Here is a 16,584-nt window from a genome sequence, read left to right on the forward strand (position 1 = left end):
TGCAGCCGTTTCTGCTCTTTCTCCTTGTCGAAGATCGGGCTTAACGTCTGGTTGGCGTGCTCGACGTCGCGGCTCAGATCGCTGACGTTCTGCGTTTGTTTGTCCTGATCGCGAATGACGAGGGTGCCGTCGCTCACCGCAGCGTGGGTGGTGGAGCTGTCGTGCCCGCTGTTGTTGGCCCCCACCAGCAGGCCGTTGGCCATATTGCCGGCGAACTGGCTGCCGATGCTGCCGCCGGAGCTGATACCCACGCTCTGGTGTTCTACCTCGAAGTCCGCCTGATTGTGGATGTCCTTGAAGCCCAGCGTGCCGGTGTCGAGTTTGTTTTTGTCCGCCGTGGCGGTGCTGCCAATCACCGCGCCGTTAAGCTGGGTGTGTTCGCCCACCGTCACGTCAAAACCGCCCTTGCCGGCAAAGATGCCCGTCTGCTCCTGCACGCTGTCGTAGTTGCTGTGCATTTTGTCTTTGCTCAGGCTGATGCTGCCCGAGCCGGTCATGGAGCCAAAGGTAAAGCTGCCGCCCGCGCTGGCGTTCTGCTGTTTGGAATCGTAACGGTCGCTGTCCTGCTGGCTCTCCAGCAACAGGTTGCGGCCCACGTCGGCTTTGACCGATTCGCCGGTGACCTGCGCGCCGATCAGATTGGTGTCGCGCCCGCTGGTGATGTTGACCTGATTACCGGCATTGACCGTGGTTTCGGTGTAGCTGGTGCCGTTGCCTTTCTCGTTGCCCTTGCCTTTGTTGACGCTGGCCGAAACGCTCAGCCCGATACCGCCGGAGCCGACGCCGATGCCTACGCCCAACGTGCCGCCCTGGCTCTCGTTCTTGCCGTCCAGATACTGGGTATTTTGGGCGGAAAGCAGGTTCACGTCGCGGTTGGCGTTCAGGGTGACATCCTTGCCCGCCTGCAACTGGCTGCCCTGCACCAGAATGTCGCCGTCCTGGCCCTTCACGCCGTTGCCGCCGGCGGTGATGCTCAGGTTGTTGCCCGCCGTCAGGCTGCTGCCCTGGGCGGTGCTCTGCCCGCTGTTCTGGGTAGAGGTGGAAGACTGGGTGCCGTAGGAAATGCTGATCCCCACCATGTTGTTATTGGCCGGGTCGGCGCCCTGCGCCTGCGCCAACCGTGCCGCCTGTACCGCCTGCACGCCGCTCAGCGCCGCTTTGGTGCCCTGCAAGGCCGCCAGGCGGCTGTCATCGGTGGATTTTGCCTGTTGCGAGGTTTCCACGGCGGTGTTGAGCGCGCTGCCGACGGTGCCGGAAAGCGCCAGCGTCAGCCCGGATTTTTTCTGCTCGACCTTGTGGGTCTGGCTGTTTTCATCCTGCGCCTGTGTCACCGCCACATTCTTGCCGCTCAGCGCCATGTCCTTGCCGGCCACCAGCTCGGAGCCGGTCACCGCCAGATTGTTGCCCGCACCCAGCGTGACGTTGCCGTTCACGCTGCCGACGGTGCTGCCCTGGTTGGTCACCCCCTGCGAGGTGTCGGTGGTTTTCAGGCTTTCGGTGCCGTAGCTGATGCCGATGCCGCCGCTGCTCATCAGGCCGGATTTTTTCTCCTGCTTGAGGTGCAGCTCGCTGTTGCGCTCGGTGGCGCCGGTAACGGTCAGATCATGGCCCGCCAGCAGCTTCACGTCCTGGGTGCCGGCCACGCTGCTGCCCTGCACGCGCAGATCGTTGCCCGCCAGCACCTTGATGCTGTCGCCGCTCAGGGTGCTGCTCTGCAGGGTCTGGCGATCCAGGGTGTCGCGGGTGGTGGTGGTGGTTTTCGACATCAGGCCGTTGCCACCGGTCACCTTGTGGCGCTCGTCCAGATCCTGGGTGTTTTCGCCGTTGAGGATGTTGACGTCATGGCCGGCATTCAGGTTCAGCGCCTCGCCGGCGGAAATCGTCGCCGCATGCGCAGTGATATCGTTGCCCGCATTGAGGGTCACCGCGCCTTTGCCGACCACTTCGCTGCCCACCTGCTGGCTGTTGCCCTGTTTCAGGCTGTTGTCGCCGTTCCAGATCAGGTTGTCGCGGCTGGCGGTGGTCACCGCGTTCAGGTTGAGATCGCGCCCGGCGCTCAGCAGCGTTTGGCCGTTCTCGCCGCTGTTGACCACCTGCGCCGCATCCAGTTTGATGTCGCGCCCGGCCTGCAGCATCAGCTTGCCGTCGGCACCCTGCACGTACATGCCCGCCACGCTGTCGATATTGGTACGCTCGAAGCTGTTGGCACCGTTCACGCTTTGCGCCGCCCGGGTGGTGCTGATGGCGTTGATGTCGTGCCCGGCGCTGGCCAGCAGCGAGTTGTTGCCCTGGATCACGCCGCCGATATTATTGATATCGGTGCGAGCGGTCAGGCCGACGTCGGCCCCCTGAATGCTGCCCGCCATATTGGTGATGTTGGCGGCGCTCAGCTTCACCACTTCGCGCCCGGCGATATGGCCGCTGTTAAACAGGCCGTCGCCGAGGTTGAGGTTAAGGTTGCGCCCGGCGATCAGCGCGCCGGAGCCGTCCAGATCGCCCGGTTGCATGCGGGCATATACCTGCGGCACCAGTACGTTTTGCTGGCTGCCGTCCGGCAGCGTGACCTTGGCATTCACCAGCCAGACGATGTCTTTGGTCAACAGCCCCATTTGTTCCGGCGTCAGCGCCACGCCGACCTTCAGGTTATATTGCCGGCTGAAGGCCAGCCCCTGATCCATCAGCGCCTTGAACTGCTCTTCGTCGTTGTTGTACCCGTCCAGATAACGCTGGCCGGTCAGGTTGATCACCTGTTCGCGGATCAGCCGCTGCTCGTAGTAGCCATCCCCCAGGCGTTTCAGCACGTTGTCCTGGTTGTTGGTGGCTTTCTCGATCATGTAATCCGAGCCCAGCCAGGATTTTTGGTTGGTGAAGCGCGGATCGGTTTCCACCAGATACTGGCCGCCCGGCGCCGGATTGGTTTTGAACAGGCTGTTGTCCGGCAGGCGGGTGTCCGGCCCGACGATGCGCACCACGCTGTTTGCCGCGTCGCCCTGCTGGGCGTTCACGTTGTTGGCCACTTCAAACTGCTGGCCCGGTTGCAGGGCCGCCGCCTGAATCACCGGCAGTTCGCCGCCGCCGATGGTCTGCATCCCGGCAGAAATATCGCTGCCGGTGACCCCTGCATTCACCCCGCCGGCCTGGCCGATGGTGGCGTCTGTGCCTTGCGGCGTCAGCGGTGCAATGGCGACCGGGTTACCCGCCACCTGCCCGTGGTCGATCAGCTGGCTCGGTTTCAACGCGATGGTCTGGATGCTGGTCGGCGGCGTATAGGCCGTGGTGTTATGCCCCTGTTTGTCAGTGCCTTTTTTCTTGATGCGGTAGTAGCTGGTCACTTCCCCGACGTCGGTGGTCAGCCGCTGGCCCGCCACCGCCACGTTATCCACGCTACCGGCGTTAATCGCCAGCGTGCCGCTGGCCACCACCTGGCTCTTGTCGTTCAGCAAATGCCCTGCGTTGATCGCCATATCGCCACCGGCGATGATTTTGGCCGGATCGCTTTCCTTAATCTGGGTTTCCTGCACCGTCCGGTCATAGTCGTACTGATTAAATCTGTCGTTGCCGTGCCCGGTTTTACCTGGGGTGTTCAGGTTCAGCAGCGAGTCTGACGAATTGCGGTCAACGAAGACGCCTTGTTCCCCCGCCTTCCAGCGCACCGGATCGCCGGACTGTTGATACTCGGTGACTTTTTCGTTGGAAACGGTGACCAACTCGGTACTGAAACGATCGTTGATGTTGTTGATCAGCGCGGCGGACAGCGCCATGTTGCCCGCAGACTCAATGGTCGAACTGTGGTTGTTAAGGGTGCCTGCCTGGCCGCTTGCCAGGTGGTTGGCGTCAAGCTGGCCGCCAATCGCCATATCGCCACCGCTGTAAATCAGCCCGTGATCGTAGTTGTTCAGCGTCTGGGTACCGATATCCACCCGCTCGCGCCCGGCCAGCGTAGCGGCGGTGCCGTTCTCCGCCAGGTTGTTGAAGGTCGCGGTCTGCACGCCGATGGCGTCGCCATAAATACGGCCGGTGCCGATGTTGTTCAGCGTGTTGGCCGTCAGCAGGCTGTGCTTGCCATCGATCAGGCCATAGTTGGTCAGGGTGCCGTTCACCGTCAGCCAATCCTGCCCGGCGTTGATCTCGCCGCTGGCGGCGTTAAACAGGTTATTGGCGTGCAGATCCAGCTTCGCGCCCGCCAGCAGCTTGCCGCTGTTGGTGACATCGCCCGGCGTGGTGAAGTTGAAATTGCCGTTGGCGATCATCTCGCCGCTGTTATTGATGCCCTGAGCGCTGACCAGATTGATATCGCCCAGCGACAACAATTGCCCATCGCCGCCGATCGCGTTGGCGTTAATCTCCAGCAGCTTGCCGGCTTTGAGCGTGCCGCCGGTGTTCAGCAGGTTGAGCGCCGAGCCCTTCAATTGCAGGGTGTCGGCCGCAGCCAGCTGGCCGCCGCTGTTATCCAGGGTACCATCGTTGGTGATGGCCAACTGCCGGTCAGCCAAAATGCTGCCGCCACGGTTGCTCAGTGTGCCGGTGTTCAGCGTTACCCTCTGACCTTCCAGCCCTTTATTGTCCGCCAGCGTGGCGTCATTGGTGAACTGCAGGGCGTTGAGCGTCACGGTAGCGCCGCTGCGGATCAGCCCCAGGGTGTTATCGATAATCCCCTGCGCGCTGCCCAGCAACAGATTGCCGACCGCCTGAATCTGCCCGTTGCGGTTATCCAGCCCGGTGTTGTTCAGCGTTACCGCCTGCTCGCCGATGATCCGCCCGCCGTTGCTGTTGTCCAATTTGAGCGCCGCCAGCATGAAATCGCCCTTGGCCCCCAGCGTACCGCCCTGGTTATTGATATCGCCGCCGTTGAGTTGCAGCTTGCCCAGGCTGTGGAGGGTGCCGTTTTGGTTATCCAACCGTTGGCCGCGGGTGTCCAGCAGCATGTCGCCGCCGGCCTGCACCAGCCCGCTCTGATTGTTCAGGCCGCCCGCGCCGGTGGTGGTGAGCGTCAACGCCTGCTGCGCCACCAGTTTGCCGCCACCGTTCAGCAGCGAATCGGCATCAAGTTGCAGATTTTTGCCGGCAATCACCACACCCTGGCCGTTGTCGAACAGGCCGGTAGACAGGTTCATCGCGCCCTGGCTGGTGATGCCGCCTTTCTCGCCGCCGTTGGCGTTGGTCAGCCGATCGACCGCCAGATCCAGGCGATCGCCGCTCTGGATCAACCCACCGTCGTTGTTGTTGAGGCTACTGCCGTGCAGCTCCAGCGCCGTTTGGGCCGCCAGTTGGCCGCCCCGGTTTTCCAGCATGCCAAAGTTGATCTTCGCCGCATCGGCGCTGACCAGCGTCCCCTGATTATTCAGCACAGACCCGCTGTCCAACTGCAGTTTTTTGCCTGCGCCTATTACCCCGAGATTGCTGTTATCCAACAGCTCTTTGGCGTTCAGCGCCATGTCCTGGCCGGATTTGATCGCCCCGCCCTGGTTATTGATCACCCCGGCGGTCGCCGACAGCTGTTTTTCGGAAGCCAGCGTGCCGTGGCGGTTATCCAGTTGGCTGCCATTCAGTTGCAGGTCGCCCGAGCTGGCGATAAAGCCGTTTTGGTTATCCACCTCGCCGCTGGCGATGTTCAATTTGCCCAGGCTGCTGATGCCGCCATTTTTGCCGCTGTCGCGGTTGGTCAATGCCTGGCCGTGGGTATCTATTGTCGCATCGCCACCGGCCTGCAACAGGCCGCCGTCGTTGGTCAATGCCAGGCTGTCGATGTTCAACAGTTGCTTGCCAACCAGCGTGCCTTTGCCGTTATCCAGCCGGCCGGTGAAGAGTTCGGTGGCACCGCCCCCCACCAGCATGCCCTGGCTATTGTCCAGCGCGCCGCTGTGGATCGACAGCGCCCCCTGGCTGAGAATGCCGCCGGTTTCGCCGCTCAGGCGGTTGCTCAACGCGGCGCCCTGGGTGTCGAGGCTCATGTCGCCGGCGGATTGCAGCAGGCCGCCGTCATTGGTCAGCGCCCCGCCGTTCAGGCGCAAATCGCCCGCAGCGGCGATAGCGCCCTGTTGGTTGTTCAATGCGCCGTTGCCGAGCGCCAGAGAAATGGCGCCGCCAACCACTTGCCCACCCTGGTTTTCCAACCCGGTGCCGCTCAGTTGCAGCCCTTGTTTGGCTTCGATACGGCCGCTGCGGTTATCCAGCGCCTGACGGGTCGCCACCTCACCGTTGCCGGTAGCGGCGGAAACCAGGCCCTTGCGGTTATCCAGTTTATCCGCCTGCAATCGCGTATTGGCGCTCGCGGCCAGTTGGCCCTGCTGGTTGTCGAGGGGGCCGCCAATCTGCGCATTCAGGCTGCCGTCCTGCGCGGCGATCACTTTGCCGTTTTGGTTGTTCAGCTGTGCGGCGTTCAAGGCCACATTGCCGTTGGCCGCCAGTTGGCCGCCCTGATTGTCGATACCCTTACGGGTGCTGAGGCGCATGTCGCCGTTGCCGCTCTGCACCAGTTGGCCGTTGCGGTTGGACAGGCTGCCGGCCTCCATAGCGATCTGCTGCGCCGACGTAGTGCCGCCATCCAGCACGTAGTCGCCGCCCTGCATCGAGAGCTGCCCGTTGGACAACAGCTTGCCGTTATCCCCTTGCAGCCGGCCGGTATTCACCGCCAGCCTGCCTTTGCCGGCATGGATAATCTGCCCACTCTGGTTGTCGATCGCCCCGGCGTTCAGCGTCAGGTTGTTGCCGTTGTTGGCAATGCGGCCGCCGCCGTTGTCCAGTTTACCCTGCTGATTCAATGCCAGATCGTCTTCGCCGAGCTGAGCGATCTCGCCCTTGCGGTTGGATATGTCATGCGCGCTCAGCGCCAGTTTGTTCGCCGTCAGCGTGCCGCCGTCGTTGTTCAGCCGTTTGCCGATGTCGGCAACCAGTTGCTGCGCCGCTTCAACCTGCGCATTGGCCGTGGTTAAGTCGCCCTGCCCGGCGTTCAGCGTTACATTGGCGCCGGCGGTACGGCTGCCGCTGATGTCCATGCCTTGCCCGCCGGCACGCAGGTTGCCCGCCGCCAGGTTCTGGCCCTGCGCGGTCAGTTTGCCGCTGGCGGTCAACGCCAGTTCGCCGCTGCCGCCCAGTTTGCCGTCCTGCTGCACGCCTGCCGCCAGGGTGCTGCCTTTGCTGCTGTTCAGGCCGGCGGCCTGAATCTGCACATTGTTGCGCGCGGCGATGGAACCGCTGTTTTGCACCTCGCCCTCGCTGGTAACGGCGGCATTGCCCGCAGCGAACAGCGAACCGCTGTTGCTGATGCCCTGTTTCGAAGCCACCGCCATATCGCCGCCGCCGCTGATGGCGCCGCTGTTTTCGATGCGGCCGTCGGCGGTCACCACCACGCTGCCGGCCTGCGCGCCGATATTACCGGCGTTGCGCACCCCGACGCCGGTTTCGGTGCCGATCATGCGGATCTTGCCGGCATACATGCCGCCCAGCTTGGCCACATCCACCGCCAGCTGCGGGCGAGTGGCCGGATCGTCGCCTTGTTTTTCGATCTGCTGATGCGCCGCATCCACCTTGTTGCGCCCGGTGGTGACTTTCAAATCGTTGGCCCACAGCCCGGCATTGATCTTCGTCGAACGGGCAATGATCTCGGTATAATCCTGACGTGAACTGTCCATACCGGCGCCTTCCACCACCACTTCGCCACGCTCGACGTTAAACCCGGTCAGATTGCCGTTGTTCATCTGCGCCTGACCGGTGGTCAGCGTGGCGCGGTTGGCGTTGATAAAGCCGCAGCCGTTACAGGTAATGCCGGACGGGTTGGCGATCACCACCTGCGCGCGCTGGCCGGCGACCTCGATGTACCCGTTCAGACGGCTGGGATCGCGGGAATTGACCTCGTTGAGGATCACCTTGGCTTCGCCTTTTGCCAGCCACGGGTTGCCATCGACCCAGCCGCCCTGCTGGGTCTGGGTCATTTTGTGCGAGTTGTTGAGGATCGCGCCTTGTTTGTCGACGTCGAACTGGCTGTAGGTATTGCGGGAAACCCCACCGGCGCTTGGGGTCTGGATATTGACCTGCGGCGTACCGTTGGCGCTGTTGACGATGGTCGGCTGCTGGCCGCCCGGCGCATTGTGATCGGCGACAATGGCCGCCTGCACCGGCTGGATAGCGCCCAATGCCAATAACAGGCTGAAGCTGACGGCGCTCATCTTGCCGATACACTGGCTCAGGGTATGACCCAGGCCAGGCGAACGCGCGGAACCGGCACGGCCGGAGCGGGCGATATCCGCCACCACCATCAGCATGCCACGCGCTTTGTTGAAAACGATACGGTACAGGTTCTTGTTCATGGCAATGTCCTTATTGAATGTCCGACGGCTCGACGGCTAACGGGTGGTTCGCCCACCATTGCTGCGCTTGCTGGTGGCTGACCTGCGCGCCTTTAAAGTTCACGACGCGTTTGCCGCGCTGCGCCCCACGGTGGTACAGCGCCCGTACGCAGAACTGCGGGAAAATATCCCGGGCGATCAGATTGCGCATTTCCCGCGTGTGGCCGAACGGGGCGATCCAGTCGCAGAACCACAGGCGATCGCCGCTGTTCCAGTCGTTTTCCTGCATATTTATCGCCGGTTGCGTTAGATAACGTGCTTCGGCCTCTTGACTCATCCCGGCCCAACTGAGGAAAAACACCGGCTGATTTTGGTACGACGCCAGCACATATTGCTGCCGCTTGATGATCGGCAGCAGCAGCGTCGGCAGGGTGTGCAACGGCGCATCGCGGTGCATCGGCGAATGCATCCACAGCCATACCGCCGCGCCAAAGGCTTCCGCCTCGCTGTCATCACCGCCGAGGATCAGCGGTGCCCGGATATCGTAGTCACCTATGCGCATCGTCGTTCCCTCAGTAGTTCCAGCTCAGATTAAAGCCCAGCGTCACCGGGCTGGTGCTGAAGCCGTCCGGTTTGGAGAACGGCACGCCGGCGAACAGGTCGTAGCCCACCTTGAAGGCGTAACCGCGCAGGCCGACCACCCCGCCCGCCAGGTGTTGCCCGACCAGGTAATCGGTGCCGTAACCGCCCACTTCGCCATAGTCGGCCCCCAGGTAGAGTTCTTGCCCCTGCAACGGCGTGCGCCAGGCCAGATCGTTGCGCACGAACCAGCCGTGGTTGGCGTTCAGGGTGCGTTCACCGTCAAAGCCGCGTACCGTCCAGCGGTTGCCGATAGCAAACTGATCCTGCGGCGTCAGCGGGGTATCGCTGATCTGACGCTGGTACTGCACGTTGTATCTGAAGTTCTGATTGAACAGGCTGAACGGCACGTCAAGCTGGGCGTTGAGCTGCACAATTTTGCTGAGCGCCGTGGCCTCGCCAAAGGTCTCTTCCGGCGCAGGCAATGCACCGAACCAGCGAGTGCCGCGCTGATAGCTGACGCCGGCATCCAGCGTGGCCTGCTGGATGTAATGACGGTGCTGCAAGCCCAGCCGCCAGCCGGAGGTGCGGCGGCGCTGCACTTCCACTTCGGTATCGTTGATGTAGTTGCTGGATTCGCGCGCCAGCACGTCATAGGTCAGCGTGGTTTTCTGGCTGCCGTTACGGTGCAGCACCCGGCTGAGCTGGAAATCCAGGTTCTTGCTCTTGCCGCTGTAGCGGTAATCCTGATTTTGCCCGGCGATGGTCTGGTGATAGTCATAACTGTTGGCGGTCACCCCGGCCATCCAGTAGCCGAACGGCACCGAATAATGGCCGGTGATGTTTTTGGTGCCTCTGCCGCCCTGGTTTTGCAGGTCGGTGGAGCCGGAGATGTAGAACAGATCGCTGAGCGAGAACGGGTTATCCAGCGACAGCGTCAGGCCGCCCTGATAGCGGCCGGTGCTCTTGGTGCCGGAGTCATCCAGCGAAGCGCCAACGCGCCACATGCGTTCTTGCTTCCAGCTCAGGGCGATATCGCTTTCGCCGGGCTGCTCGCCGGGAATGATTTCCATATTGGCCTGCACCGTCGGCAGGCGCTGCAGGTTTTCCAGCCCCTGCTCGATATCACGCAGATCCAGCAGGTTGCCGGCATGGGCCGGGAAACTGCTGTAGGGCTGAATATAGCGGCCGCTGTCCGGCGTCAGTTTCACCTGGCGCACATAGCCGGGCACCACCACCAGCCGCAGCTTGCCGCTTTTCAGATCCTGCGTCGGCGCCAGCACCCGCGTGGTGATATAGCCGCTATCCACCAGCCGGTTTTGCAGGGTACTCATCAACAGGTTGATGCCCTGCCCGCCCAGGCACTGGTCCTGCGCCTGGTTGGCAATGCGCTGCAACGGCAACCAATGCGGGAGTTTGTCCTGGCCGGTCAAAATGACCTGTTCGATAGGGAAGCAGGGAGTTTCCTGCGGGAAAGCAATGCGGCCAAAACCGGATGAAGGTGGCGACAGCCGCACATCCGGCGTCGGAGGGGTTAGCTGCTGCTCCAGCGCTTTTTGCCGCTGCTGCTGTATGATCAGCTGATCGCCATTTGGCGCTGCCGCCAGAACCGGTTGATTGAATATAAACAGCGGCAAAACAACGGAGCCAAATGGAATACAGCCCTTGCGCACAGCAAGGCTGAGCGAAGAATAAGCAGAGACGCGCATGACTTTTTCCCTGTCGAAGGACAAATAAAAGATAAGAATTGTAAGTAAACGCGAACATTATGCGCGCGAATAGCGCGGGATCAACCCTATTTTGGCCAATAATGAGCGCCGGATAACAAATACGTGATATGAATAATCCGAGAGGTTAGTTCCCTTGCCCTACCACTCCATGCAGTGACAATGCAACTCACTGTTTATATTAAAGAATAATAATACATCCAAAATATCAACCCAAAAGAGTTAGGAATAATCGCATTCCAATAATGCAATTATTCATCATAACTAATTATTGCCAAACACTGCCAAAATTTAAGACATTTCCTATTTAAAGCGCATTTAATCATGAATTAATCACCGTACTGAATGATATTATTATTAATCCCGCCTCCACTTTTTAATTATATTCATCCTATTTCTAGCTGTAGCCTTGCTGACCGTAACTTAAGGCTCACAGGACGGCGTTATTAACCTGCCCCCCTTATTCCAGGAGAGGGTAACCGGCCCTCTATCCTTTCTTCCGGCGCCCGGATTTAGGGCCTTTGCGGATTCTTTCATTGCATTGCTAAACCGGTTCTTCTATTTTAGCTCGCCATCTGACACAGGTTAAAACAGAGGTTGATCATGGGAAATCGCGTATGGGTGCTGGGTGACGCTGTAGTCGATCTGGTTCCTGAAAATTCAAACAGTTATCTCAAATGCCCCGGCGGCGCGCCTGCCAACGTAGCGGTCGGCATCGCCCGTCTGGGCGGCGATAGCGCCTTTATCGGCCGGGTCGGCAAAGATGGTTTCGGCGCGTTCTTGCAGCAGGTGCTGAGCGAAGAGCAAGTGGATATCCGCCACATGACGCAGGATGACAAGCATCACACCTCCACCGTGGTGGTAGATCTCGATCTGCTCGGCGAACGCACCTTCACTTTCATGGTCACCCCCAGCGCCGATCTGTTCCTGCAACCTGAAGATCTGCCGGAGTTCAAAGCGGATGAGTGGTTGCACGTTTGCTCTATCGCCCTGTCGCAAGAACCCAGCCGCAGCACCACCTTCACCGCGATGGAGAACATCAGGGCGGCCGGTGGCTGGGTGAGTTTTGATCCTAATATTCGTGAAGATGTCTGGCGCCAACCGGAAGCGCTGCGCCCCTGCCTGCAAAAGGCGCTGCTGCTGGCGCACGTAGTCAAAATCTCACAGGAAGAATTGAGTTTTATCAGCAATATCGGTGAGCTGGAGAGCGCCATCGACTGGATGATGCAGCGTTATCCGCTGCGTTTGCTGCTGGTGACGCTGGGCGGCGATGGCGTATGCGTGCATGACGGCAAACGGATCCGCCATTTCCGCGCCCCCTTGATCGTCCCGATCGACACCACCGGCGCAGGCGACGCTTTTGTCGCCGGTCTGCTGGCTGCGCTGGCGCAACTCGGCGCGCTGCCGGAGGATGAACAGTGGCCAGAGGTGATCGCCCAGGCCCAAGCCTGCGGTGCGTTGGCCACCACCGCCAAAGGCGCCATGACTGCGTTACCCACCGCCGACGAGTTGCAGACTTTCCTCCAACGCTAATCTCATCACGGTGGGCCAGGCTCACCGTTTTTCCGCTGCCGGGCCGAATTTGCGCACTCGATCACAATAGCTGAATCGGGTTAGCAAACTTGGTTGCCAGCCGCCTTTCAACTCTCTATCTTTCCCCATGAAAAACCGGTTTAGCAATTTAGCACAAAACAAAAACAACTTACCCGGATGATAGAGAACCATGAAAAAACTTAGCTATTTGGCTGTAACTACAGGGCTCCTCATTTCCACCTCTGCAGCGGCGGCTGGCGCCGACAGCAGCATCGAAGCACGCCTGAATGCGCTGGAACAACGGCTGCAACAGGCTGAACAACGTGCCACCCAGGCCGAAACACGCGCCACGGCAGCAGAACGTCACGCACAACAGTTGGAACAACGCACCGCCAACACCGAGCGGCAAACCGTACAGGTTGCGCAGCGTACCGCAACGCTGGAAACCAAGGCTGCGCCGACTTCCAGCCTGAAGTTGAACGGGTTTAACGATCTGAAACTGTATGGCGACGTCGAGTTCAACCTCGACGGTGCCAGCCGCAGCGGCCAGCTCACCTCGTTGAAAACCAGCAACAACAAGGACTGGAAACCCGGCAACAAAGAGCGTTGGGATATCAATGGCCGCATTCTGGTCGGCGTGGACGGTTACCGTCGCAACCAGGACGGCAACTTCTCCGGTTTCAGCGTACAACCGCTGGCCGACATGACCGGTAAAATGAACCTTGATGATGCCGCCTTCTTCTTCGGCAACGAAAAGAACTGGCAGACCAAAATCGGGCGCTTTGAAGCCTACGATATGTTCCCGCTCAATCAGGACACCTTCATCCAGTATTCCGGCAATACCGCCAACGATCTGTATGCCGATGGCTTCGGCTATATCTACATGATGAAAGAAGGCCGCGGCCGCAGCAGCAGCGGCGGCAACCTGATGCTGAGCAAATACGCCGGCGACTTCTACTTCGAGCTCAATACGCTGGTGGAAGACGGTTCCTCACTGTTCCAGGACAAGGCCTACCACGGCAACAGCCTGGATAATAAGAAAAACGTCGCCTATCTGCGGCCGGTGCTCGCCTGGAAGAAAGACCAGTTCAGCGCGGCGGTGGCGATGGAAAGCAACGTGGTCAACAATGCCTATGGTTATCAGGACAATCAGGGAAAATTCGTCGACCAGTCCAAACGTAACGGCTATGGCATGACCATGACCTGGAACAACACCGCCGCCAATCCGGACAACGGTGTGGTCGCCAACCTGAGTACCGCCTATCTGGACGCGTCGGGCGAAAAAGACTTAACCGCCGGCATCAACGTGCTGTGGCGTCGTTTCGAAGTGGGATATATCTACGCCCACAACGACATCAAAGAGTTTAATACTGCCGGCATGGCGGCCGACATCAATAACCCGCTCAGTGAACCGGGCAAGTATGACATTCACACCATCCATACTTCGTATCAGATACCTAATATCATGAATATGAAGAACTTCAATTTGTACCTCGGGGCCTACGTCTCGATGCTTGAAGCCAACGCCGATAACAAAATAGCCAACGCCAATAACGATCAGCGCTACGGCGTGCGCGCCAGATTCAAGTACTTCTTCTGACGCAGGCTGGCAACGAATTTCCGCCGCGGAAAGCCGCGGCGGTGTTTTGATTTATTAAGGGAGAAAACATGGACATTACCGCAACCGCTAACGCGCTTTTGCCGCTGCTCGGCGGCAAAGAGAACATCGCCAGCGCCGCCCACTGCGCCACCCGTCTGCGGCTGGTGCTGGTGGATGACAGCAAGGTGGATAAAGCTGCAATCGGCAAACTTGACGGGGTGAAGGGCTGTTTCAGCAACGCCGGGCAGATCCAGGTGATTTTCGGCACCGGGCTGGTCAACAAGGTGCATGCGGAATTTATCAAGGCGGCGGGCGTCAGCGAATCCAGCAAGTCTGAAGCCGCCGACATCGCGGCGAAAAAACTCAACCCGCTGCAACGTATCGCCCGCCTGCTGTCGAACATCTTTGTGCCGATCATTCCGGCTATCGTCGCCTCCGGTTTGCTGATGGGCCTGCTCGGCATGGTGAAAACCTACGGCTGGGCCGACGCCAACAGCGCGCTGTTCGTGATGCTGGACATGTTCAGCTCGGCGGCGTTTATCATCTTGCCGATCCTGATCGGCTTCACCGCCGCACGCGAATTCGGCGGTAACCCTTATCTGGGCGCCACGCTGGGCGGCATTCTGACCCACCCGGCGCTGACCAACGCCTGGGGCGTCGCCGGCGGTTTCCACACCATGAATTTCTTCGGACTCGAGATCGCCATGATCGGCTATCAGGGTACCGTGTTCCCGGTGCTGCTGACGGTGTGGTTTATGAGCGTGCTGGAAAAACAGCTGCGCAGAGTGATCCCCAACGCGCTGGACCTGATCCTGACGCCATTCCTGACGGTGGTCATCTCCGGCTTCGTCGCCATGCTGTTTATCGGCCCCGCCGGGCGCGCGCTGGGTGACGGCATCTCCTTCGTGCTCAGCACGCTGATTGCCCACGCCGGTTGGTTCGCCGGATTCCTGTTCGGCGGCCTGTATTCCGCCATCGTCATCACCGGCATTCACCACAGCTTCCACGCCGTAGAGGCCGGGCTGCTTGGCAACCCGAAAATCGGCGTTAACTTCCTGCTGCCGATCTGGTCGATGGCCAATATCGCCCAAGGCGGCGCTTGCCTGGCGGTGTATTTCAAAACCCGCGACGCCAAGATTAAAGCCATTGCGGTGCCTTCGGCATTTTCCGCCATGCTCGGCATTACCGAGGCGGCGCTGTTCGGCATCAACCTGCGCTTTGTGAAGCCCTTCCTGGCGGCGCTGGCAGGCGGTGCGCTCGGCGGCGCCTGGGTGGTGGCCAACCACGTCGGCATGAACGCCGTCGGGCTGACGGCGATCCCTGGGTTGGCGATCGTGCAGGCCAGCTCGCTGCTGAGCTATATCATTGGTCTGGTTATCGCCTTCGGCAGCGCCTTTACGCTCTCGCTGCTGCTGAAATACAAAACGGACAGTGAATGATGGAAGAACTGAATTTGATGAAACAGGCCGTTCAGGCGCTGATGACGGGTATGCCGCTGGCGCTGCGCGATCCTCATCGCCCGGTATGGCATCTGGCCCCCAGCGTCGGCCTGCTGAACGACCCCAACGGGTTTATTCAGCATAATGGGGTTTATCATCTGTTCTATCAGTGGAACCCGCTGGGCTGCGATCACCGCAACAAATGCTGGGGCCATTGGCAATCGACGGATCTGCTCAACTGGCAGCATCAGCCGGTGGCGCTGGTGCCCGGCGCTTGTTACGACAGCCACGGCTGTTACTCAGGCTCGGCGGTGGTGGCAGACGGCAAAATCATGCTGGCGTATACCGGCAACGTAAAATACCCCGACGGTTCTCGCACCGCGTACCAGTGCCTGGCGCTGGAAAATGCGCAGGGCGGGTATGACAAGCTCGGCCCGGTGCTGCCGCTGCCGCTGCCGGAAGGCTACAGCGGCCACGTGCGCGATCCCAAGGTTTGGCGCCATCAAGACAGCTGGTACATGGTGCTCGGTGCCCGTGACCTGCAGGATCGCGGCAAGGTGCTGTTGCTGCGCTCCGCCGATCTGCGCAGTTGGCAGCTGTTGGGGGAGATTGCCGGATCGCAGCTGAACGGCATGGGCGATTTCGGCTATATGTGGGAATGCCCGGACCTGTTCACGCTGGCGGATGCCGAGGTGTTGATTTGTTGCCCGCAAGGGCTGGCGGCGCAGGACGAACGTTATCTCAACGTTTACCAGGCGGGCTATCTGACCGGCAAGCTGGATTATCGGCAGGCGACCTTTGAACATGGCGAATTCCACGAGCTGGACGCCGGGTTCGAATTCTATGCGCCGCAAACCACGCTGGCCGAAGACGGCCGCCGTCTGCTGGTCGGCTGGATGGGCGTACCGGAGCAGGACGAAGCCTGTCACCCGACGTTGCAATACGGCTGGATCCATACCATGACCTGCCCGCGCGAGCTTTCTTTGCAGAACGGCAAGCTTTACCAACAGCCGGCCCGTGAGTTGCAACGGTTGCGCGGCAAGGGCAGCCAATGGCAGGGAATCGCGGATAACGCGCCGGGCTGGCCGGTCGACAGCGCCGAAGTGATGCTGACGCCCAACGGCGTATTCAGCGCCGACTTTGGCGATGCGATGACGCTGAGTTGGGACGGCGCCTTGCTGCGCCTGACGCGCAACAACCTGCGCAACGGGCAGCCTGAACACCGTTACTGGCGCGGTGAGGTCACCCATCTGCAAATGCTGTTCGACAGCTCCAGCGTGGAGATTTTTATCAACCACGGCGAAGGGGTCATGAGCTCACGCTACTTCCCTGGCCCGCAGCCGCACCTGCGTTTGAGCGGAGAGGCGCAGCTTGCACTGGAGCACTGGCCGCTGACGCCATGCATGCTAGAATGACGCATC

At 60.5% G+C, this 16,584-nt stretch carries 7 protein-coding genes; 4 read left to right on the forward strand and 3 right to left on the reverse strand.

Translation table 11 applies throughout. From position 1 onward, the window contains the following. The 3 genes from ACUTQW_RS21260 to ACUTQW_RS21270 all read right to left on the reverse strand — a co-directional run. Positions 1 to 8,306, reverse strand: an 8,306-nt coding sequence (locus ACUTQW_RS21260; protein WP_445654962.1) for a hemagglutinin repeat-containing protein, incomplete at its 3' end; no start/stop codon positions are given. A gap of 10 nt (positions 8,307 to 8,316) precedes the next feature. Continuing rightward, a complete protein-coding gene (locus tag ACUTQW_RS21265) occupies positions 8,317 to 8,847 on the reverse strand; it encodes a toxin-activating lysine-acyltransferase (protein WP_004948199.1) in 531 nt (176 codons plus the stop codon). Between the two features lie 10 nt (positions 8,848 to 8,857). Further along, positions 8,858 to 10,573: a ShlB/FhaC/HecB family hemolysin secretion/activation protein gene (locus ACUTQW_RS21270; protein ID WP_006328122.1), complete on the reverse strand. Its 1,716-nt coding sequence runs from the start codon at positions 10,571 to 10,573 to the stop codon at positions 8,858 to 8,860. 621 nt (positions 10,574 to 11,194) lie between these two features. Here ACUTQW_RS21270 and ACUTQW_RS21275 point away from each other — a divergent pair. The 4 genes from ACUTQW_RS21275 to ACUTQW_RS21290 all read left to right on the forward strand — a co-directional run bounded on the left by ACUTQW_RS21275 (position 11,195) and on the right by ACUTQW_RS21290 (position 16,578). Beyond that, positions 11,195 to 12,124 carry an aminoimidazole riboside kinase gene (locus ACUTQW_RS21275; RefSeq protein WP_004948203.1) on the forward strand — a complete coding sequence of 310 codons (930 nt, stop codon included), beginning with the start codon at positions 11,195 to 11,197 and terminating at the stop codon, positions 12,122 to 12,124. A gap of 190 nt (positions 12,125 to 12,314) precedes the next feature. Further along, positions 12,315 to 13,724 carry a carbohydrate porin gene (locus tag ACUTQW_RS21280; protein ID WP_004948205.1) on the forward strand — a complete coding sequence of 470 codons (1,410 nt, stop codon included), beginning with the start codon at positions 12,315 to 12,317 and terminating at the stop codon, positions 13,722 to 13,724. Between the two features lie 68 nt (positions 13,725 to 13,792). Next, the gene (locus ACUTQW_RS21285) at positions 13,793 to 15,163 is read left to right on the forward strand and encodes a sucrose-specific PTS transporter subunit IIBC (protein WP_004948206.1); all 1,371 of its coding nucleotides are present in this window, start codon (positions 13,793 to 13,795) and stop codon (positions 15,161 to 15,163) included. Next, positions 15,163 to 16,578, forward strand: coding sequence for a sucrose-6-phosphate hydrolase (locus tag ACUTQW_RS21290; protein WP_445654966.1), 1,416 nt, complete (start codon positions 15,163 to 15,165; stop codon positions 16,576 to 16,578). The genes ACUTQW_RS21285 and ACUTQW_RS21290 overlap by 1 nt, the downstream gene beginning before the upstream one ends. Positions 16,579 to 16,584 lie beyond the last annotated feature (6 nt).

It is taken from the genome of Serratia sp. TSA_7, assembly GCF_052692135.1.

Bases quoted from the DNA above. Each gene is read 5' to 3' on its own strand.
- ACUTQW_RS21265 (WP_004948199.1), bottom strand. From the start codon at position 8,847: ATGCGCATAGGTGACTACGATATCCGGGCACCGCTGATCCTCGGCGGT.
- ACUTQW_RS21270 (WP_006328122.1), bottom strand. From the start codon at position 10,573: ATGCGCGTCTCTGCTTATTCTTCGCTCAGCCTTGCTGTGCGCAAGGGC.
- ACUTQW_RS21275 (WP_004948203.1), top strand. From the start codon at position 11,195: ATGGGAAATCGCGTATGGGTGCTGGGTGACGCTGTAGTCGATCTGGTT.
- ACUTQW_RS21280 (WP_004948205.1), top strand. From the start codon at position 12,315: ATGAAAAAACTTAGCTATTTGGCTGTAACTACAGGGCTCCTCATTTCC.
- ACUTQW_RS21285 (WP_004948206.1), top strand. From the start codon at position 13,793: ATGGACATTACCGCAACCGCTAACGCGCTTTTGCCGCTGCTCGGCGGC.
- ACUTQW_RS21290 (WP_445654966.1), top strand. From the start codon at position 15,163: ATGGAAGAACTGAATTTGATGAAACAGGCCGTTCAGGCGCTGATGACG.